The 20839-nt window shown below is 69.2% G+C and carries 15 protein-coding genes; 9 read left to right on the plus strand and 6 right to left on the minus strand.

Translation table 11 applies throughout. The annotated features are described in order from the left end of the window. The first annotated feature begins 150 nt into the window (after positions 1 to 150). Positions 151 to 1722: a caspase family protein gene (locus TSO5_RS11725; protein WP_247870709.1), complete on the plus strand. Its 1572-nt coding sequence runs from the start codon at positions 151 to 153 to the stop codon at positions 1720 to 1722. 18 nt (positions 1723 to 1740) lie between these two features. Here the strand turns inward: TSO5_RS11725 and TSO5_RS11730 are convergent, their stop codons facing one another. The 4 genes from TSO5_RS11730 to TSO5_RS11745 are packed head-to-tail and all read right to left on the minus strand — an operon-like array spanning position 1741 to position 5221. Then, positions 1741 to 2184 carry a hypothetical protein gene (locus TSO5_RS11730; RefSeq protein WP_109151759.1) on the minus strand — a complete coding sequence of 148 codons (444 nt, stop codon included), beginning with the start codon at positions 2182 to 2184 and terminating at the stop codon, positions 1741 to 1743. A 33-nt stretch (positions 2185 to 2217) separates the two neighbouring features. Further along, a complete protein-coding gene (locus TSO5_RS11735) occupies positions 2218 to 3024 on the minus strand; it encodes an aminotransferase class IV (RefSeq protein ID WP_109151760.1) in 807 nt (268 codons plus the stop codon). 5 nt (positions 3025 to 3029) lie between these two features. After that, on the minus strand, positions 3030 to 4412 hold the full coding sequence (gene pabB, locus TSO5_RS11740) for an aminodeoxychorismate synthase component I (RefSeq protein ID WP_109151761.1): 1383 nt from the start codon (positions 4410 to 4412) through the stop codon (positions 3030 to 3032). A gap of 23 nt (positions 4413 to 4435) precedes the next feature. Continuing rightward, complete coding sequence (locus TSO5_RS11745) at positions 4436 to 5221, minus strand: SDR family oxidoreductase (RefSeq protein ID WP_109151762.1); 786 nt, start codon at positions 5219 to 5221, stop codon at positions 4436 to 4438. 217 nt (positions 5222 to 5438) lie between these two features. On the opposite strand from TSO5_RS11745, the gene TSO5_RS11750 reads away from it, so the two are divergent. After that, positions 5439 to 6128 carry a hypothetical protein gene (locus TSO5_RS11750; protein ID WP_247870710.1) on the plus strand — a complete coding sequence of 230 codons (690 nt, stop codon included), beginning with the start codon at positions 5439 to 5441 and terminating at the stop codon, positions 6126 to 6128. A gap of 92 nt (positions 6129 to 6220) precedes the next feature. On the opposite strand, the gene clpB is transcribed toward TSO5_RS11750, so the two are convergent. Continuing rightward, positions 6221 to 8905 carry an ATP-dependent chaperone ClpB gene (gene clpB, locus TSO5_RS11755; protein WP_109151763.1) on the minus strand — a complete coding sequence of 895 codons (2685 nt, stop codon included), beginning with the start codon at positions 8903 to 8905 and terminating at the stop codon, positions 6221 to 6223. Positions 8906 to 9176: 271 nt separating this feature from the next. Here clpB and TSO5_RS11760 point away from each other — a divergent pair, with 271 nt between their 5' ends. From TSO5_RS11760 to TSO5_RS11770, 3 genes are all read left to right on the plus strand, one after another. After that, positions 9177 to 9461 (plus strand): hypothetical protein, encoded by a 285-nt coding sequence (locus tag TSO5_RS11760; protein WP_109151764.1) that lies wholly within the window; start codon positions 9177 to 9179, stop codon positions 9459 to 9461. Between the two features lie 9 nt (positions 9462 to 9470). After that, positions 9471 to 10094: a hypothetical protein gene (locus TSO5_RS11765; protein ID WP_109151765.1), complete on the plus strand. Its 624-nt coding sequence runs from the start codon at positions 9471 to 9473 to the stop codon at positions 10092 to 10094. 98 nt (positions 10095 to 10192) lie between these two features. Then, entirely contained in the window at positions 10193 to 11107 is a 915-nt protein-coding gene (locus TSO5_RS11770) for a LysR substrate-binding domain-containing protein (RefSeq protein WP_109151766.1), read from the plus strand. Positions 11108 to 11115: 8 nt separating this feature from the next. On the opposite strand, the gene TSO5_RS11775 is transcribed toward TSO5_RS11770, so the two are convergent. Further along, positions 11116 to 11727, minus strand: a complete 612-nt coding sequence (locus TSO5_RS11775) for an OmpA family protein (protein ID WP_109151767.1) — start codon at positions 11725 to 11727, stop codon at positions 11116 to 11118. A gap of 240 nt (positions 11728 to 11967) precedes the next feature. Between TSO5_RS11775 and TSO5_RS11780 the strand changes: the two genes are divergently transcribed. The 4 genes from TSO5_RS11780 (at position 11968) to TSO5_RS11795 (ending at position 20828) form a co-directional block, all read left to right on the plus strand. Beyond that, on the plus strand, positions 11968 to 14484 hold the full coding sequence (locus TSO5_RS11780; protein ID WP_109151768.1) for a cation:proton antiporter: 2517 nt from the start codon (positions 11968 to 11970) through the stop codon (positions 14482 to 14484). A gap of 24 nt (positions 14485 to 14508) precedes the next feature. Then, a complete protein-coding gene (locus TSO5_RS11785) occupies positions 14509 to 15390 on the plus strand; it encodes a DMT family transporter (RefSeq protein WP_109151769.1) in 882 nt (293 codons plus the stop codon). Between the two features lie 123 nt (positions 15391 to 15513). Further along, the gene (locus TSO5_RS11790) at positions 15514 to 17151 is read left to right on the plus strand and encodes a GMC family oxidoreductase N-terminal domain-containing protein (RefSeq protein WP_109151770.1); all 1638 of its coding nucleotides are present in this window, start codon (positions 15514 to 15516) and stop codon (positions 17149 to 17151) included. A gap of 173 nt (positions 17152 to 17324) precedes the next feature. Next, a complete protein-coding gene (locus TSO5_RS11795) occupies positions 17325 to 20828 on the plus strand; it encodes an indolepyruvate ferredoxin oxidoreductase family protein (protein WP_247870711.1) in 3504 nt (1167 codons plus the stop codon). Positions 20829 to 20839: the final 11 nt, after the last annotated feature.

Below are 20839 nucleotides of genomic sequence, written 5' to 3' on the forward strand. Positions count from 1 at the left end.
GGAAGGGATCTTTACCACCAATTCGTGCGGCCTTTTATGCATCGGCATCCACGTGTAGCCTGTGCTGCATGGCATCGTTGGGGGACTGCAATGTTTGGAGGAAGGCGACGCCAGGGCGCAGCCGCCGGCGCAATTCTGGGCGGCTTCGCCATGGTCGCGACCGCGGCGGGGCTTGCGCTCGCCGCCACGCCGGCGCGGGCGGAAATCGCCGCCCTGGTCATCGGAATTGACCGCTATACCCAGGTCAACCCGCTGCAGGGCGCGGTGAACGACGCCCGTGATATCGCCGACGCGCTGAAGGGGCTGGGCGTCCGCAAGCTGCGCCTGTTCATCGACGGGGAGGCGGAGCGCAGCCGGATCATCACCGCGTGGCGGCAGCTGATCGCCGAGACCACCCCCGACTCGACGCTGGTGCTGACCTTCGCCGGCCATGGCGCCCAGCAACCGGAGCGTGTGCCCGGCAGCGAGGCCGACGGCATGGACGAGTTCCTGGTGCTGGCCGATTTCGCCCCGCGCGGCCCCGGCACCGCCCAGCGTCTGACCGACGACGAGATCGCCGTTCTGCTGAAGGAGGCCGCCCCCCGCCGGGTGATCTTCATCTCCGATTCGTGCCATTCCGGCACGATGACCCGCGCCTTCGACGACCGCGCCGGCATGCTGGGCACGCGGGCGGCGAAGATCGACGGCGTTCCGGTCGACCACATCGAGGACGACGCCCTTCCCCTGCCCACCCGCGCCGCCCTGCAGGCGGAGGCGGAGGAGCAGCCGAACGTCACCTTCTTCGCCGCGGTGGCCGACCACGAGCTGGCGCCGGAGGTGATGATCGACCAAAAGCCGCGCGGGGCGCTCAGCTGGGCATTCGCCAATGCCTTGCGCGGTCAGGCCGACCGCGACGGCGACGGCATCGTCACCAAGGGAGAGCTGGAGGCGCATGTCCGCGGCGCCGTGCGCATGGCGCTGGAGGGGCGGCAGCATCCGCAGGTGCAGCCGCGCGGCCGTGGCGAGATTCCGCTGATCGATCCGGTCGCCGGCCGGCCGAAGCCGCCGTCCCTGCTGCCGGCCGCCGGGCCGATCCCGCTGCGCATCCTGGGCAAGCCGGCGGCGGTGAAGAAGCTGGCGGCGGGCTTCACCGGGATCGAACTCGCCGGCAAGGACGATCCCGCCCTGGTCTGGGACAGCGCCACCGGCGAGGTGGTCAGCTCGATGGGCGACGTGCTGGCCAGCATCCCCGGCGACCCGGCGGACCCGGAAACCCGGCGGCGGGTGCAGGGGGTGGTCGACAAATGGGCGCTGGTGGTGCGGGTGAAGGCGGCGGCGCAGGACCGCTCGCTGACCCTGGCGGTGGAGCCGGGCGACCGCGATTACCGCAGGGGGGAGACGGTCTCGCTCGACATCGGCGGCAACAGCGGGACCTATTTCACCCTGATCAACCTCGCCGCCGACGGCACGGTCAACTACCTCTACCCGCTGGCGGACCGCAACGACCCGGCGCAGATCCCGCGTGGCGGTCCCTACCGGCTGGCGCTGACGGTGGAGCCGCCCTTCGGCGCCGACCATTTCCTCGCCATCGCCTCGCCGAAGCCGATGACGGCGCTGCAACGCGATCTGGCGGCGCTCGACGGCAAGCCGGCCGCGGCGGAGGTCGCCGCCCTGCTGACCCGTCACCTGACCGGACAGCCGGTGGAGTTCGGCATCCACGGCGTCTACAGCACCGCAAAATGACGGGCGGCGGAGGCGGCGTCAGGCCAGCGCCGGCAGTTGCGGGGCGAGCGCCAGATGCAGTTCGTGGCGCCCGTCCGGCAACCCCGGCCGGTAACCGAAGTCGAGGGCGATGCCGGACAGCTTCAGCCCTTTCGCCTCGGCATGGGCCTGCAGACGGGCGAAACCGTCGGCGATCCCCGCCGCCGGTCCGTCCTGCACGGTGCGCAGATAGCGGCCGGCGTCGAGATCGACGCGGACCATGCCGGTGGGAATCTCGCTCGCCTTCGCTGCCATGAAGCCGACCAGCCGGCGCTGCAGCCCGTTCTCCTCCGGCAGCGACACGGCAGCGAAAGCGGCCGTTCCGGTGTCGGCGGCGAACACGCGCTCCCACGCGGCGGCGACGGCGGCGGGCAGGTCGTCGCGGCCCGCCTCGACCATGCAGCCGATGACGGTCAGTTCGGGAAAGGTCACTGTCTCGATCATCGCGATCTCTTGAATGGCGCCATGAATGGCAAATTACAGGTCCGCATCGGCCAGCAGACGGGTCAGCACCGGGCCTGCGGTACCGGAGCCGACCGGCCGGCCGTCGACGGCAACCAGCGGGCGCAGGCCCAGGCTGTTGGTCAGGATGACCTCGTCGGCGCGGGCGAGGTCGTCTGGGGTGAGCGGCGTCTCCTCCGCGCCATGGCGCTCCAGGATCAGGGCGCGGCGGATGCCGGGCAGGGCGCCGTCGGCGACGGTCGGGGTCAGCAGCCGACCACCGATGGACAGGAACAGATTGGCGACGCTCGATTCCGCCAGCCGGCCGGCGCCGTTCAGCAGCAGCGCCTCGTCGGCGCCGCGCTCCGCCGCCTCCTGCCGGGCCAGGATGGAATCCAGATAGTTCAGCGACTTCAGCCGGGACAGCGGCGAATGCTCGTTGCGGCGGGTGCAGCCGGCGATGATCGCGGCGACCGGCGACGTCATGTGGGCGGCCGGCGCCGCCGTCATCAGCAGGGTCGGCCGGGCATCGGCCGGCGGCAGCACGCCGCGGGCGCCGGTGCCGCGCGACAGGGTCAGGCGCACGACGCCGTCGGTCAGGCCCACCGCCTCGATCAGCGCCGTCATGGCACCGATCAGATCCGCGGCGTCATAGGGCAGTGGCAGGCGGAGCAGCGCCGCTCCGGCGCCCAACCGGTCGAGATGGCGCGGCAGGTGGCGCGGAGCGCCGTCCTTGATCCGGATCGTTTCGAACAGCCCGTCGCCCAGCGTGAAGCCGCGATCGGCCGGGTCGATCCGAGCATCCGCAGCGGGCATCAGCCGCCCGTTCAGCCAGATTGTCATTCCAGTCATTCCCCTGCCCAATCCACCACCGGATCGCCGGCGGCGCGCAGCTGGGCGCGGGCCTTGACCAGCATCTCCTCATGCTCGTCCGCCGGATCGGAATCGGCGACGATGCCACCGCCGGCCTGGGCGATCACATGATCCTGCGTCACCGACAGGGTGCGGATGACGATGTTGCTGTCCATGGCGCCGTCGAAGCCGATCCAGGCCACAGACCCGCAATAGGCGCCGCGCCGCGCCACCTCCAGCTCGTCGATGATCTGCATGGCCCGGATCTTCGGCGCCCCGGTGATCGACCCGCCGGGACAGGCGGCGCGCAGCAGGTCCACCGGACCCAGCCCCGGCACCAGGCGGGACGTCACCACCGACACCAGATGATGGACGGTGGCGAAGCTCTCCAGCCCGAACAGCACCGGCACCTTGACGCTGCCGACCTCCGACACCCGCGCCAGATCGTTGCGCAGCAGGTCGGTGATCATCAGGTTTTCCGCCCGGTCCTTGATGCTGGCCGACAGCTCCGCCGCCGCCGCCGCGTCGGCCGCCGCATCGGCCCCTGGATCTGCTGGGCGCGGGCGGGTGCCCTTGATCGGCCGCGTCTCGATCGTCCGGTCGGCGCCCAGCCGGATGAAGCGCTCCGGCGACGCCCCGGCCAGCCGCAGCCTGGGGCCGCAGTTCAGGAAAGCGGCGAAGGGTGCCGGGCTGAACCGGCGCAGCCGCTCGTACAGCGCATAGGCGTCGGTGTCCGGCCCGGCATCGGCCAGGAAGCGCTGGGTGAAGTTGGCCTGATAGATGTCGCCGGCGCGGATATACTCCAGAACCTGCCCGACCCGGTCGAGGTAGTCGGGACGCGACAGCTCCGACCGCCAGCGCATCGGCGCAGGCCCGGCCGATTGTTCCGGAGGCGGAACGGACAGCCGCGCCGCCATGCGCCGGGCGCGGTCCTCCGCCTCCGGCCGGGCGGCGATGACCCAGGCGCGCCGTTCCTGCCGGTCGAAGGCCGCAACGACGTCGTACAGGCCGAAGGCGAAGTCCGGCTGCCCGCCCGGATTGCCATGGCGGGAGCGCAGCCCCTCCAAAGCCGTTCCGGCTTCGTAACCGATGAAGCCTACAGCGCCTCCGGTGAAGGGAACCGGGCCGTCGGAGGGACGCGGATGAGCGGCAAGCGCCCGTTCCAGCGCGTCGAAAGGACTGCCGCCAACCGGGCGGCCGTCGATCAGGGTCTGGCCGCCGATGGCTTCGACGGTTTGGAACGGTTCCGCAACGATATAGGAATGCCGCCCATTCCGCGGATGGGGCGCGGCGCTGTCGAGCAGCATCGCCCAGGGCTCGGCGCTCCAGGGGCGGAACAGGGCGGCGGGATCGCCGCAGGAAATGGGAATCATCAGCATGGCGGGGGCAGTCGGCCGTCGGCTTACATCAAGATGGTGGCGCCGCCATCGACGACCAAGACGTGACCATTGACATAGGACGCCGCCGCCGAGGCCAGGAACACCGCCGCCCCGGCGATCTCCTCCGGCCGGCCCCAGCGCCGCATCGGCGTGCGGTTGGCGAAATAGGCGGAGCGCTCCGGATCGCCGGTGATGGCCGCATTCGTTTCGGTTGCGAAAAAGCCGGGAGCGATGGCGTTGCTGGTCAGTCCCACCGGTCCATATTCGGCGGCCAGCGCCCGCACCATGCCGTTCAGCCCCGATTTCGCCGCGGCATAGACGCTGTCGTTGGCCCGCGAAATCTGCCCGGCGACGGAGGTGACGGCGATCAGCCGTCCGCTGCCCCGCGGCAGCATCAGCCGCGCCGCTTCCCGCGCCAGGATCAGGCTGGAGGCCAGATCGACGTCGAGAAGGGTGACGATCTCGTCGTCCGTCAGATCGGCCAGCGGCTTGCGGTTGCGCTGCCCGACATTCTGGACCAGCACATCGAGCCGCCCATGCTCCCCTGCGATCTGTGCGAAGGCATCGCGCACCGCCGCCCGGTCGGCCACGTCGAAGGGCAGCGCCGAAGCCGATCCGCCGGCGGCTTCGATTTCGGCGACGCGGGCCTCCAGCGTCGCGGCGTCGCGGCCGTTCAGAAGCACATGCGCGCCCGATCCGGCCAGCGCCCGCGCAATCTCCAGCCCAAGCCCGCGACCCGACCCGGTGACGAGCGCGACCTGCCCGGCCAACGAGAAGGTCGACAGATACGGTTGGATGGCTGCGGTCATCTCTGCCCCCGGCTGTTGCGGCGCCGCCGAGATGTAGCAGAGCCGCAGACTGATTGGCACCCTCGATGGCAGGCCGAGGCATCACACTCGGCGAGGATTTCCCTTGTCCGGGACGGGAGAGGGGGTCATCGGCAGGCGCTTGCCGGCCAATTGTTTCCTCGATACCACTATTTTGCAAACCGGCCTCGCAAGCCGTCCCACTGCGAAAGGTCCGGCCATGCCGCTTCCCCCTCCCGACAAGCTTCGCGAACTCGCGACGATGTTTGCGACCAACGCGCCGGCCGCCGACAGTTTCGAGCCGTTCAGCGAAACACGGAACAAGCTGGCGAAATACTCCAAGATGGCGCTGATCGGCGGAGCCCAGAGCGGCCTGCAGACCGGCGTCACCATGCTCAGCGGGGTGGCGACCACGAGTATCAATATCGGGATCGGCTCGATCGCCCTGTTCCCGCTGGGGGCGGCGCTGGGGCCGTGGCTGGTGGCGCTGGCCATCGGCGTCACTGCGAACGGCATCTTCGCCCTGCACGACCTCCGCACCGCCGCCACGCGCAGCAACGGCTATCCCTGCAGCTGCGGCAAGTGCAAGGCCAACCTGACCTACGTGATCGACCGCAAAGAGAACAACATGGCGATCAAGGCGGTCAGCGTCTTCACCGTCGGGCTTCCCTTCATCGCCGACCGCATCTGGTCGATCCGCAAGTCCTTCCGGAAGGACAGCCCGAAGGAGAATGTCTGCACCAGCCTGATCGAAGGCGCGCGCGGCGGCTGCGTGTGCGCGATCGCCTCGATCATGATGCTGTGCGGCGAGTGGAAGCAGAACGAAAAGGCGGATGCCGCGCTGGTTGTCGACGCCGTCGCCATCATCTGGTCGAGCGACGGCGCCAAGCGCCTGAAGTCCCATTGGTAACGGCGCGCCGGACGGATTGGAGCAGGCCGGTCGCATGGCAAAAAGGCTTCGGATGCCGGAGCATCCGAAGCCTTTCCGTTACCGCGCCACCGTCAGTGGACCGACGCCTCCCGCGCCGCGGCGGCGCTCGCCACCGGCGGCAGGGCGAAGCCCAAGGGCGGCCGTTCCGGCGCCTTGAAGCCGTGCGCCCGGTCCTCCTCGACCACCACGCCGTCCAGCGCCAGCCGGCCATCGACCACCGACAGGGTCATGGTGGTCTTGCCCTCCACCTCCTCGTCGAGCAGGCGCTCGGCGATCGGGTCTTCCACAAGACCCTGGATGGCCCGCTTCAGCGGGCGGGCGCCGAACGCCGGATCCCAGCCCAGATCGCCCAGCCGCCGCTTGGCCGCCGCATCCGCCGCCAGGGTGACGCCGCGCTCGGCCAGCCGCTCGTTGACGCGGGCGAGTTGGATGTCGACGATCCGCGACATCTGGTCCCGGCCCAGCCGGCGGAAGATCAGCACATCGTCCAGCCGGTTGAGGAACTCCGGCCGGAAGGCCTTGCGCACCGCGTCCATCACCTCCACCGTCGCACCGGCCATATCCTCGTCATCGCCCAGCGCGCTCAGCGCCTCGGCCCCCAGGTTGGAGGTCATGATGAGGATGGCGTGGCGGAAGTCGGCGGTGCGGCCCTGCCCGTCGGTCAGCCGCCCGTCGTCGAGCGCCTGCAGCAGGACGTTCAGCACGTCGGGATGCGCCTTCTCCACCTCGTCCAGCAGCACGACCTGATAGGGCCGGCGCCGAATGCGTTCCGCCAGCGAACCGCCGTCGTCATAGCCGACATAGCCCGGCGGCGAGCCGATCATGCGGCTGACCGCGTGCTTTTCCATGTACTCCGACATGTCGAGGCGGGTGATCGCCGTCTCGTCGTCGAACAGGAAGGCGGCCAGGGCCTTGGCCAGTTCGGTCTTGCCGACGCCGGTCGGACCGAGGAACAGGAAGGAGCCGGTCGGGCGGCTGGGGTCCTTCAGCCCGGCGCGGGCACGCCGCACCGCCTTGGACACCGCACGCACCGCCTCTTTCTGGCCGACCACGCGCTCGGCCAGCTTGTCCTCCATGCCCTTCAGCCGCTGGCGTTCGCCCTCCAGCATCCGTTCGACCGGAATGCCGGTCCAGCGGGTGACGACGGCGCCGATGTCCTTGGCCGTCACCTCGTCACGCTCCGTGCTGGCGCGCGATTCGGCCTCGGCCAGACGCTTTTCCAGGTCGGGCACCACGCCATAGGCAAGCTCGCCGGCCTTGGCCCAGTCGCCGTCGCGCTGGGCGCGCTCCAGCTTGGTGCGGGCCTGGTCCAGCTCCTCCTTCAGGCGGCGTCCCTCGGTGCGGCGGGACTGCGAGGCGCGCCAGTCCTCTTCCATCGAGGTCTGACGGGCTTCCGCCTCGGCCAGTTCGCCTTCCAGGGCGTGCAGCCGCTCCTGCGAGGCGGCGTCCGGCTCGGCCTTCAGTGCTTCGCGCTCGATCTTCAACTGGGCGACGCGACGGTCGACGGCGTCGAGCGCTTCCGGCTTGCTGTCGATCGCCATGCGCAGGCGGCTCGCCGCCTCATCGACGAGGTCGATCGCCTTGTCGGGCAGCCGGCGGTCGCCGATGTAGCGCGACGACAGGCTCACCGCCGCGACCACCGCCGCGTCGGCGATGCGCACGCCGTGGTGCACCTCGTACTTGCCCTTGATGCCGCGCAGGATCGACACGGCGTCGTCCACCGACGGCTCGTCCACCGTCACCGGCTGGAAGCGGCGGGCCAGCGCCGCGTCCTTCTCGATGTACTTGCGGTATTCGTCCGGCGTGGTGGCGCCGACGCAGCGCAGCTCGCCGCGCGCCAGGGCGGGCTTCAGCATGTTGGCGGCGTCCATCGCCCCATCGGTGCGCCCGGCGCCGATCAGGGTGTGCAGCTCATCGATGAACAGGATGATGCGGCCGTTGGCCTCCTGCACCTCGGCCAGCACCGACTTCAGCCGCTCCTCGAACTCGCCACGGAACTTGGCGCCGGCCAGCAGGGCGGTGAGGTCGAGCGCCAGCACGCGCCGGTCCTTCAGCCCTTCCGGCACATCGCCGGAGGCCAGACGCTGGGCCAACCCCTCGACCACGGCGGTCTTGCCGACGCCGGGATCGCCGATCAGCACCGGGTTGTTCTTGGTGCGGCGCGCCAGCACCTGGATGGTGCGGCGGATCTCGTCGTCACGGCCAATGACCGGGTCGAGCCGGCCCTGCCGCGCCTCGTCCGTCAGGTCGCGGGTGTAGCGGGCCAGCGCCTCGCCGGAGGTGGTTTCGGTCTCGGCGTCGGCGGGGTGGTCCTTGCGCTGGGCATCGGCGGCGGCGGCCAGCGCGTCGGCATCGACACCGGCGCGGCGGAACAGCGCGCGTAGCGGGCCGCTCTGGCGGGCGAGGCTCTCCAGCAGCCGTTCGGCGGTGACGAAGCGGTCGCCGCCGTTGCGCGCCGAGGCGACGGCGCCCTGCAGCACGGCGGCCAGCGCCGGCGACATATAGAGCGGCTGCGGGCCTTCGTTGGCGCCCGGCTGGACCGGAGCGCGGGATAGCTGTTCCTCGGTCGCGGACTTCAGCAGATCGGGATCGCCGCCGGTGTCGCGCACCAGACGCGCGGCGACGCCGCTGGTGTCGTCGATCAGGGCCTTCAGCAGATGTTCGGGGAGAAGCTGTTGGTGCCGCTCGGCAAGGGCGGCGATCTGCGCGGCCTGAATGACGCCACGCGCACGATCGGTGAATTGACCGAAGTCCATCCGGCACTCCGTTTCCATGGTCTCCCGCCCAGCAATCCGGCGCGGGACGGCGCGTCCACGATCCGCAAAATGCGCGATCGCCCGGCGCCTGATGGGTAAATGGTTAACGGAATTGCGGCGATCAAGAGGGGGGAGGTTCGAGGGCGCCGGCTGCGCCCGTTGCCCGCAACCGGGCTTGCAACGGAAGCTCAACAGTTCGATCCTCTGGCCGCACCGGTAACTCCGGCCAGCTTGAAAAATACGAGGATCATCGTATATTGTGGGGGCACCGGTGGATTGGTCGACGGTAAAGCCCAAGGTCATTCGGGCCTTGAAGGACGGGACGTTTCAGCACGAAGTCCGAAACGCGATCGATACGAAGAACTTGCTGCAGATGGGGGCCGTTACCGCTGACGACGTCATTCAGGTATTGAGGAATGCCCGGGGCAACGATCACAGCGTCAGTCCTCATCACAGGGATCCGGACATCGAGGTGAACATCGTAAAGCGTCAGGGCTGGTACATTAAGTTTTACTTCGTAGATCCTGACACGATCTTTATCAGCGTCCATCAATGAGGTGTCGTCGTGAAGATCTATCGTGAAGGCGACAAGAGCAAGGCCGTGTGCGAGACGGACGGGCTGACGACGACCACCTTCGCCCTGCGCGACGTCCCGTTCGAAGACGGCAAAGGCGTGGCGCAGAATATCCTTGTCGCCGTATGCGACAAGTGCGGTGCGGTCGTCGCCACTCCGCCGCAATCGACGCCGGCCATCAAGGCCGCCTATGACAGGGCCACGGTCTCCATTGAAGCCAACCTGCCGTCGGTCTACACCGACGCTCTCGATCTTGCGGCGTATCGCATCGACGCGGGCCTGACGACCGAGTTCCGCAAGCCGTTGCTGATGTATTACATCAACCGGTACGCCGCCGACCGGAACCTGTCACGGCAGCTTGCCGACAGCCTCATCGAGACCAAGGCCTTCTTCGAAGACGCACCGAAGGCCGGGCGTGGTTCGGCAAGGCGGCGTCTGTCGATGAAAATCACCCCGACCAATTCGCGTGATCTGGAGGCGGTCGCCGAAGTCACGGCGCTCAACAAGACGGATGTCATCAAGTCCGTGATCGGCTGCATCCACAAGGACATCGTTGCCCCTGAGAAGCCAAAGGGCCTGAAGACGCTCAGGATGCTGGCCGCCGTCGCCTCCTGAGCCACAAGGTCAGGCACCAGAAGGTCGCGCCATATTGACACACGATCCCCATCGCCCCTTTCATAGCACCACGATATGGCAACAAGGGTTCCGGTGGGATGGACGTGCGGCAGCTTCGCTATTTCCTGGGCATCGTCGAGCATGGCTCGATCTCCCGCGCGGCGGAGACGTTACGGGTGGCACAGCCGGCGCTCAGTCTGCATCTAAAGCGGATGGAGGAGGATTTCGGCTGCCAACTGGTCCTGCGCACGGCGCGCGGCGTGGTGCCGACGGAAAGCGGACGGCGCCTGGCGCAGCGGGCGGCGGCGCTGATCGGCCAGATGGACGGGCTGCGCGACGAGGTGCGGGCGGTCGAGGCGGTGCCGGCCGGGCCGGCGACCGTCGGCATCCCGACCTCGCTGGGTCCGGTGCTGACCGTGCCGCTGGCGCTGGCGGTGCGCCGCACCCATCCGCAGATCCGGCTGCGGGTGGTGGAGGGGCTGTCCGGCCACATGCTGGAATGGGTACTGTCGGGGCAGCTCGACCTTGCGCTGGTGTTCGGCACCAAGGAGATGGGCGGGCTGGAAACCGAACTGGTGGCGCGGGAACGGCTGCATCTGGTCGGGCCGGCCGACGACCCGCTGCTGCGCGGCCGGAGCGCCATTCCCTTCGCCGAGGCGCTGTCCCTGCCGCTGATCCTGCCCGGCCGCCCGCACGGCGTACGCGAGGAGGTGGAGCATGCCGCCCTGTTGGCGCGGGCCGGCGTCACCGTCGCGCTGGAGATCGACGCGCTGGAGCAGATCAAAGCGCTGGTGGCGGAGGGCTGCGGCTATACCGTCCTGTCGGATCGGGTGGCGCGGCATGGCGCGGCGGCGGAGCGGTTGACCGGCCTGCCCATCGTCGATCCGCAGATTGACCGGACCATCCTGCTGGCCCATGCCGCCGGCCGGCCGATGTCGGCCGCCGCCCGCGCGACGCACGGCATCCTCGGCGGCATCCTGGCTGGCCTGACGCAGGACGGCGGGTGGCGGTAACCCGCCGGTCAGGATCCTAGGTTGACGATCTCCACCCGCCGGTTGGCTTCGCTGGCCGGGTTCGCCGGGTCGAGAAGCTGTTGGGATCCGCGGCCGACGGCGACCAGCCGGCCCGACGACACGCCGAAGGTCCGGGTCAGGTAATCGCGAACCGAGGCGGCGCGCCGCTTCGACAAAGCGAGGTTGTAGTCGGGGTTGCCGACGCCGTCGGTGTGGCCGGTCAGCTGGAAACGGTAGGCGGCGAGATCCGGCGAGGTCAGGGCGCGGCCCAACTCGTTCAGGATGCCGGTCGCCTTCGGCGTCAGCTCCGCCGAATTGAAGGCGAACTCCACCTGGAAGCTGATGCGCGGCGCCGCCTTCGGCTGGGGGGCGGGACTGCCGTAGCCCGGTGCCGGAGCGGGAGCGGTAGTCGGCGCCGCGGTGGTGTCGCCGGTTCCCAGCGCCAGACCGCGGGTCCGCGGCTTCTCGTCGCCCTGCGGCCGGTCCGGCTTCAGCGCGCGGATGAAATCCTCCGACGTGGTCGGTGCGGCAGCCGGATCGGTGGCCAGCGCCGAACCGCTCACCGACAGCAGCAGACCCAGGCCGGCCAGCGCCGGCCGCAACATCCCGACCGCATTCATTCCCGCACCCCCGCTTCCATATCAGGACCAAGCTTCGGCCATCCTAGCCAAATGCGTGTCCCGCCGCCAGCGCCGGCCCGCGGGGTTGTGACCCGGCGCCCCGATTCAGCCCGGCGGCGGGGCGGCACCGCGCGCATCGCTGCGGACCATTTTTGCCGCAGGACCGGACGGTTCCCGGTCTTGCCCCGGCAAGAGTGCGGCGATACCGTGCAGCCCACGCCGCAGCCGTTCCGTGGAAACATGCACGATATCGTCATTCAAGTCCTGGGCGTTGCCGGGCTTCTCGCCCTCGTCAGTTTCCTGCCGCCGCTGGCCGCCCGCTTCCAGGTGCCCTACACGGTGCTGCTGGCCGGTGTCGGCGTGGCGCTGGGTGCCGTGATCCAGACCTTCGCCGGCATGCCGGGCAAGGGACCGTTCCACGACTTCCTGGCGTCGCTGGCGGAGCTGGACGTTTCCTCCGACGTGCTGCTGCACATCTTCCTGCCGATCCTGCTGTTCGAAACCGCGCTTGCGGTCGATGTGCGCCGGCTGTTCGACGATCTGGGGCCGATCCTGCTGATGGCGGTGGTGGCGGTGTTCGTCTGCACCTTCGCCGTCGGCTATGCGGTCAATCTGTTCACCCCGATGCCGCTGGTCGCCTGCCTGCTGCTGGGCTCCATCGTCGCCTCCACCGACCCGGCGGCGGTGATCGGCATCTTCCGCGACCTGGGCGCGCCGCGCCGGCTGACCACGCTGGTCGAAGGCGAAAGCCTGCTGAACGACGCCGCGGCCATCGCGCTGTTCACGCTGCTGCTCGACATGCTGACGCGCAAGGCCACCGGCGGAGCGGGAGCGGCGGCGCTGGACTTCCTGCGCGATTTCTCCGGCGGCGTCGTCACCGGCTACATCTGCGGCCGCATCGTCTGCATGCTGGTGGAACCGGTGCGCAACCAGCCGATGGCGGAGATCACGCTGACGGTGGCGCTGGCCTATCTGTCCTATGTGCTGGCCGAACATTATGTCGGCGCGTCCGGCGTGGTGGCGGTGGTGGCGTCGGCTCTGGTCATCGGATCGGTCGGCCGCACCCGCATCTCCCCCGCCACCTGGGGCGCCATGGAGCATGTCTGGCAGCAGCTGGGCTTCTGGGCCAACTCCCTGATCTTCCTGCTGACCGCCATCCTGGTGCCGCGGCTGATGGCCGACGCCGGCTGGGCGGAGGTCGGGCTGGTGCTGGTCGTGGTGCTGGCCGCCTTCGCCGCCCGCGCGGTGGTGCTGTTCGGGCTGCTGCCGATCCTGTCCTGGGCCGGTCTGGCGCAGAAGGTCAGCAATTCCTACAAGTCGGTGATGCTGTGGGGCGGCATGCGCGGGGCGGTGTCGCTGACGCTGGCCCTGGCGGTGACCGAGAATTTCCGGGTGCCCGACCGGGTGCAGAGCTTCGTTGCGGTGATGGTCACCGGCTTCGTCTTCGTCACCCTGTTCGTCAACGGCACGACACTGCGCTGGCTGATCCGCCTGCTGAAGCTGGACGAGCTGACGCCGGTCGAGCGCGCCATGCGCAACCGCGCGCTGGCGCTGTCCACCGACAGCATCCGCGACCGCGTCGCCGCGGTGGCCGAGACCTATGAGGTCGACGGCGTCGTCAAGGACGTGATGGTCGCCCGCTATGAGGAGCGGCGGAAGCAGATCGACCAGGACCGCCAGGAGGAGGCTCAGCTGACCGGCGAGGACCGCGTCACCATCGGCCTCGTCATCCTGGTGAACCGCGAGGAGGAACTCTATTACGCCCACTTCTCCGAAGGGGTGGTGTCGCGCGCGGTGATGGAGATGCTGGCCGGCCGCAGCGGCCGGCTGCTCGACGCGGTCAAGAGCCAGGGCCGCAACGGTTATCGCGCCTTCGAGGAGCCCTTCATCGCCTTCTCCCCCTGGATGCGGGCGGCGAGCTGGCTGCAGCGCCGCTTCGGCATCCACCGGCCGCTGGCCCGGCGCCTGTCGATGCGGTTCGAGGTGCTGGTAGCCGTGCGCACGGTGCTGCGCGAGCTGCTGGCCTTCACCCGCGACCGGCTTGCCCGCGTGCTGGGCCAGGAGGTGGCGTTCGAGCTGGAGGGCATGCTGGTCGGCCGGCTCGGCATCGTCGAACAGGCGCTGTCGGCCCTGAAGCTGCAATATCCCGACTATGCGGTGGTGCTGCAGAGCCGTTACGTCGGCCGCGCCGCGCTGCGGCTGGAGCATGCCGAATACCGCGCCATGCACGCCGAATCGATCATCAGCCAGGAGGTGCTGACCGACCTGGAACGCGATCTGGAACAGCGCCGCCGCGTGCTGGAACGCTTGCCGAAGCTGGATGTCCGATTCGACGTGGCGGAGCTGGTGCGCCGGGTGCCGCTGTTCGCCGGCCTGCCGTCGGAGCGGGTGGCGACCATCGCCACGCTGTTGCGCGCCCAGCTGGCGCTGCCGGGCGAGACCATCGTGCGCAAGGGCGAGCGCGGCGATGCCATGTTCTTCATCGCGTCGGGTGCCGTGGAGGTGCTGGTGCCGATGCTGGCGGAGCCGGTGAAACTGGGCACCGGCGACTTCTTCGGCGAGATGGCGCTGCTGTCCCGCCAGCGGCGCAATGCAGACGTGCGCGCGCTTGGCTATTGCCAACTGCTGGTGTTGGATGAGAAAGATTTTCGCCGACTGGTGCAGAAGGACGCGGATTTGCAGTCCCACATCCAGGCGGTCGCCGAAGCGCGCCGCCAGCCGACCCAGTCGTCGCCGGCCGTCCCGGCGGTGAGCTGACCGGACGGGGAAGGGATTTCAAAGATGAGCGGGATCGCGACGGGCGGCCAACCCTGGCTGCGCCTGATGCCGGGCCTTTTCGTGCTGCTGTGGAGCACCGGCTTCATCGGCGCGAAATACGGCCTGCCCTATGTGGAGCCGCTGACCTTCCTGCTGATCCGGCTGGGGCTGGTCGCCGTGGTGCTGGCGCTGGTGGCGCTGGTCAGCCGGGCGCCCTGGCCCAAGGACTGGCCGACTGCCGGGCGGATCGTGCTGGCCGGATTGCTGGTGCATGGCGTCTATCTCAGCGGCATCTTTATCGCCATCTCGCAAGGTCTGCCGGCCGGGGTGACCGCCCTGGTGGTCGGCATCCAGCCGCTGCTGACCGCCGCCCTGTCCGGCCCGCTGCTGGGCGAACGGGTGACCGGCCGGCAATGGGTCGGACTGCTGCTGGGCCTTGCCGGCGTCGGTCTGGTGGTGCGGGAGAAGCTGTCGATCGACGCCGCGCATCTGGTCCCGTTCGCCTATGCCCTGGTCGCGCTGATCGGCATCACGCTGGGCACGCTGTACCAGAAGCGCCATGGCGGCGGCATGGATCTGCGCAGCGGCACCGCCATCCAATACGGCGCCACCGCGGCCGCCCTGGCGATCGCCGCCACGCTGACCGAGACAATGCAGGTGCAGTGGACCGGGGAGTTCATCTTCGCCCTGCTGTGGCTGTGCTTCGTGCTGTCGGTCGGCGCCATCTTCCTGCTGTTCGCCCTGATCCGCCGTGGTGCGGCGGCCAAGGTCGCCAGCCTGTTCTACCTGACCCCGCCGGTCACCGCGCTGATCGCCTGGATCCTGTTCGGCGAGAAGCTGGGCCTCGTGGCATTGGCCGGCATGGCGGTGGCGGTCTGCGGCGTGGCGCTGGTGAACCGGAAGTAGGCGAAGGGGCCGGGTGAGCCGCCGGGCGAAAGCGCCGGCCGCGGCAAGATTTCGCTGGATCGTCCGCCCGCTCAGCAATTTAATACGTCTGACAAATCGATAAATCCCCTGGGGAGGGACGCGATGGCGGACGTGTTGGATTTCGGCAGCTTCGACTACATCATCGCGGGCGGCGGCACGGCCGGCTGCGTGCTGGCCAACCGGCTGTCGGCCGATCCGGACGTCTCGGTCCTGTTGCTGGAGGCGGGCGGCAAGGACAGCTGGGTCTGGCTGCACATCCCTGCCGGCTATCTGTTCTGCATCGGCAATCCGCGCACCGACTGGTGTTTCAAGACGGAGGCCGAGCCGGGGCTGAACGGCCGCAGCATCCATTACGCCCGCGGCAAGGTGCTGGGCGGCTGTTCGTCGATCAACGGCATGATCGCCATGCGCGGGCAGGCGCGCGATTACGACGAGTGGGCGGCCATCACCGGTGATTCGCGCTGGAGTTGGAAGGAGGTGCTGCCGGTCTTCAAGGGCAGCGAGGATTATTGGCGCGGCGCCGACGAGATGCACGGTGCCGGCGGCGAATGGCGGGTGGAGAGGCAGCGGCTGCGCTGGGACCTGCTCGACCGCTTCGCCGATGCGGCGCAGCAGGCCGGCATTCCCCGCAACGACGACTTCAACCGCGGCGACAATTTCGGCGTCGGCAGTTTCGAGGTGAACCAGAAGGGCGGAATCCGCTGGAGCGCGGCCAAGGCCTTCCTGCGCCCCGCCCTCGACCGGCCGAACCTGAAGCTCGCCATCGATGCGGCCATCGACAAGGTGGAGATCGCCGACGGCCGCGTCACCGGCATCCGCTTCACCGTCAAGGGGGAGCCGGCGCGGGCGACATCCAAGATCGAGACGGTCCTGGCCGCCGGATCCATCGGCAGCCCGGCAATCCTCCAGCGTTCAGGCATCGGCCCGGCGGAGCATCTGAAGAAACTCGGCATTCCAGTGGTGCTGGACGCGCCCGATGTCGGCGCCAACCTGCAGGACCATCTGCAGCTGCGCATGATCTACAAGGTCGACGGCATCGTCACGCTGAACAAGCGGGCGGGCAGCCTGTTCGGCAAGGCGATGATGGGGCTGGAATACGCGCTGTTCCGCAAGGGGCCGCTGACTATGGCGCCCAGCCAGCTCGGCGTCTTCGCCAAATCGTCGCCGGAGGTCGCAACCGCCGACCTGGAATACCATGTGCAGCCGCTATCGCTGGAGAAGTTCGGCGATCCGCTGCACGGCTTCCCGGCCTTCACCGCCAGCGTCTGCGACCTGCGCCCGGCGTCGCGCGGCTGGACCCGCATCACCACCGCCGACCATCGCGAGAATCCGGCCATCGCCCCCTGCTACCTGTCCGATCCGGCCGACCGGGCGAAGGCGGCCAAGGCGCTGGCGCTGACCCGCCGGATCGTGGCGCAGCCGGCGCTCGCCCCCTACCACCCGCAGGAATATAAGCCCGGCCCCAGCTTCCAGACCGAAGAGGAACTGGCCAAGGCCGCCGGCGACATCGGCACCACCATCTTCCACCCGGTCGGCACCTGCCGGATGGGCGGCAAGGACGACGCCACCGCCGTCACCGATGCGGAGATGCGGGTGCGCGGCGTGCGTGGCCTGCGGGTGATCGATGCCTCGGTGATGCCGACGCTGACCTCGGGCAACACCAACACGCCGACGGTGATGATCGCCGAACGCGGCGCCGCCCTGATGCGGGCCGACCGCCGCGTCGCTCTGAAAGGGTAATCCAGCCGGAAAGCCCCGCGGCCTCCGCAAAAATTTCGCTAAGTGACCCAACAATCCGCAATGGGATTTTCCGATCACCCCCGATCCACGGCCAACCCGCAAAATCATTTGCCTGCGAAAGGTGCAGACTTGTCCCCAACGATAGAAATCCGAGGGGACGAGAGATGGACGGCATGCCGAAAGGCCTGCGGCCGGAACAGGTGGCGGCAGAACAGGTGGCGATCGATGACGGCTATCGCCTCGACGACCGCTATGCCCGAGCGGAGGGCCAAGTCTATCTGTCCGGCACCCAGGCGCTGGTCAGGCTGCTGCTGCTCCAGGCGGAAAGCGACCGGCGGGCGGGGCTGAACACCGCCGGCTTCGTCAGCGGCTATCGCGGGTCGCCGCTGGGCGGACTGGATCAGGCGCTGTGGCAGGCACGCAGCCAACTGGACGCCCACGCCATCAGCTTCGTCCCCGGCGTGAACGAAGATCTGGGCGCCACCGCCGTGATGGGGACACAGCAGGTCGAATCCTCGGGCGAGGGCACCGTCGATGGCGTGTTCGGCCTGTGGTACGGCAAGGGGCCGGGAGTGGACCGCTCCGGCGACGTGCTGAAGCATGCCAACGCCTATGGCAGCTCGCCGCGCGGCGGGGTGCTTGCGGTGGCCGGCGACGACCACGGCTGCGTGTCCTCCAGCATGCCGCACCAGAGCGACCTTGCGATGATTGCGTGGTCGATGCCGGTGCTGAACCCGTCGGGCGTGCGCGAATTCCTTGATTTCGGCCTCTACGGCTATGCCCTGTCGCGCTTTTCCGGCGCCTGGGTCGGGTTCAAGGCGATCTCGGAATCGGTGGAAAGCTCCGCCACCGTGCGCCTGCCGTCGCTCGACCGCGGCTTCCTGCCGGTGGAGTTCGATCCGCCGCCGGGGGGCTTGCATTACCGCTGGCCCGACCTGCCCAGCCTCGCCATCGAGGAAAGGCTGGCCGCCAAGGTCGCGGCGGTGAAGGCCTTCGCCCGCGTCAACCGCATCGACCGCACGGTACTGGGCCGGGGCGGCTGGCTGCGCATCGTCACCACCGGCAAGGCGCATCTCGACCTGATGGAGGCGCTGAGAGTCCTGGGCATCGGCCCGGTGGAGGCGGCGGAGATCGGGCTGTCGGTCCACAAGATCGGCCTGTCCTGGCCGCTGGAACCCGACTTCGCGCTGACCGCCGCCCGCGGTGCCGAGGAGATCCTGGTGGTCGAAGAAAAAGCCCCCGTCGTCGAGGGCCAGTTGAAGGATCTGCTGTTCCACCTGCCGGCCGGCGAGCGCCCGCGCGCCGTGGTCGGCAAGACCGACGAGTTCGGCGCCCCGCTGCTGCCCGCCACCGGCGAACTGCGCCCCTGGATCGTCGCCAAGGCCCTGGTGGAGCGCATCCGCCACCGCTTTCCGGAACGCGATTTCTCCGCGCGTCTGGCCGAGCTGCTGCCGGGCGAGGCGCCGACTGCCCCTGCCCTGCCGCGCACGCCCTATTTCTGCTCCGGCTGCCCGCACAACAGCTCGACCAAGGTGCCGGAGGGCAGCAAGGCGATGGCCGGCATCGGCTGCCATTTCATGGCGTCGTGGATGGACCGCGACACGGTCGGCCTCAGCCAGATGGGTGGCGAGGGCGTCAGCTGGATCGGGCAGTCGCGCTACAGCAAGCGCCCGCACATCTTCCAGAATCTGGGCGAGGGCACCTATTTCCACTCCGGCCTGCTGGCGATCCGGCAGGCGGTGGCCGCCAAGGTCAACATCACCTACAAAATTCTGTTCAACGACGCCGTCGCCATGACCGGCGGCCAGCCGGTGGACGGCCCGATCTCCGTCGACGCCATCACCCGCCAGCTGGCGGCGGAGGGAATCACCCGCATCGCCGTGGTCAGCGACGCGCCGGAGAAGTACGACAGCCGCAGCGGCCTCGCGCCTTTCACCACCGTGCATCACCGTGAGGAACTGGACGCCGTCCAGCGCGAGATGCGCGAGATCCCCGGCGTCACCGCCATCGTCTATGAGCAGACCTGCGCCGCCGAAAAGCGCCGCCGGCGCAAGCGCGGCACCCTGGCCGACCCGGCGCGCCGCATGGTCATCAACGATCTGGTCTGCGAAGGCTGCGGCGATTGCGGCCGGAAGTCGAACTGCCTGTCGGTCCAGCCGAAGCAGACCGAATTCGGCGTGAAGCGCCAGATCGACCAGTCCAGCTGCAACAAGGATTATTCCTGCGCCGACGGCTTCTGCCCCAGCTTCGTCTCGGTGATGGGCGGAAGTTTGCGCAAGCCGAACCCCGACAAGGTCGCCGCCCGCTTCGCCGACGATCTGGCGGCATTGCCGCTGCCGCATTACAGCGCGTCTGATGACCCGGCCGAGATCCTGGCCGAGATTTTGATTGTCGGCATCGGCGGCACCGGCGTCGTCACAATCGGCGCGGTACTGGCGATGGCCGCCCATCTTGAGGGCAAGGCGTCTTCCGTGCTCGACTTCATGGGCTTCGCGCAAAAGGGCGGTGCAGTCTACAGCTACCTCCGCGTGGCGGGCGACGCGGCGAGGCTCAACCAAGCGCGGATCGATCCGAAGCAGGCGCAGCTGGTGCTGGCCTGCGACACGGTTGTCGCGGGGTCGCCGGACGCGCTGAAGACGGTACGGCTGGGCCGGACGCGGGTGGTGGCGAACGCCCATGTCGCGCCGACCGGCGCCTTCACCCGCGACGGCAGCAAACTGCCCGATGCCGGCGGGCTGCTGCGGAGCTTGCGCCGCGCCGCCGGACCGGACCGGGTGGATGTGGTGGACGCCAACCGGGTGGTCACCGCCCTGTTCGGCGACAGCATCCTCGCCAACGTCTTTCTGATGGGCGTCGCCTTCCAGAAGGGGCTGCTGCCGGTCGGGCTGGAGGCGCTGACCCGTGCCATCGAACTGAACGGCACCGGCGTTCCCGCCAACCTGCGCGCCTTCGCCTTCGGCCGCCTCGCCGCGCACCGGCCGGAGTTGCTGAAGACTCTGGGCGCGGAGGAGGAGGCGCCCGCAACCGATCTCGCCACCATCGTCGAGCGCCGCGCCGCCTTCCTTACCGACTATCAGGACCGCGCCTATGCCGACCGCTACCGCGCGCTGGTGGAGCGGGCGCGGCAGGCGGAGGCCCGCGTTGCCCCCGGTTCGACTGCGCTGGCCGAGGCGGTGGCGCGCAGCGCCTTCAAGCTGATGGCCTACAAGGACGAGTATGAGGTCGCCCGCCTGCACAGCAACCCCGCTTTCCGCAAAAGCCTGGAGGATCGCTTCGAGGGCGACTGGAAGCCGGTCTTCCACCTCGCCCCGCCGCTGTTGTCGCGTGACACCAACGGCTATGGCGAGCCGCGCAAGATGGCGTTGGGCGCCTGGATCCTGCCGGTGTTCCGCGGGATGGCGGCGATGAAACGGCTGCGCGGCACGGCGCTCGACCCGTTCGGCTACACGGCGGAGCGGAAGATGGAACGCGCCCTGATCGCCCGCTATGAGGCCACGGTGGCGGAGATCGCCGAACGGCTGTCGGCCGACCGGCTTGCCACCGCGGTGGAGCTGGCCGCCTTGCCGCAGGAAATCCGCGGCTTCGGCCCGGTCAAGCACCGCGCAATGGAAGCGGTCGAGCCGCGCTGGCGGGCGTTGGAGCAGCGGCTGCGCGAACGCACCGCCCAGGCAGCATAAGGGAGACGGCG

It is taken from the genome of Azospirillum sp. TSO5 (assembly GCF_003116065.1).
In the GTDB taxonomy this organism is placed as follows: domain Bacteria; phylum Pseudomonadota; class Alphaproteobacteria; order Azospirillales; family Azospirillaceae; genus Azospirillum.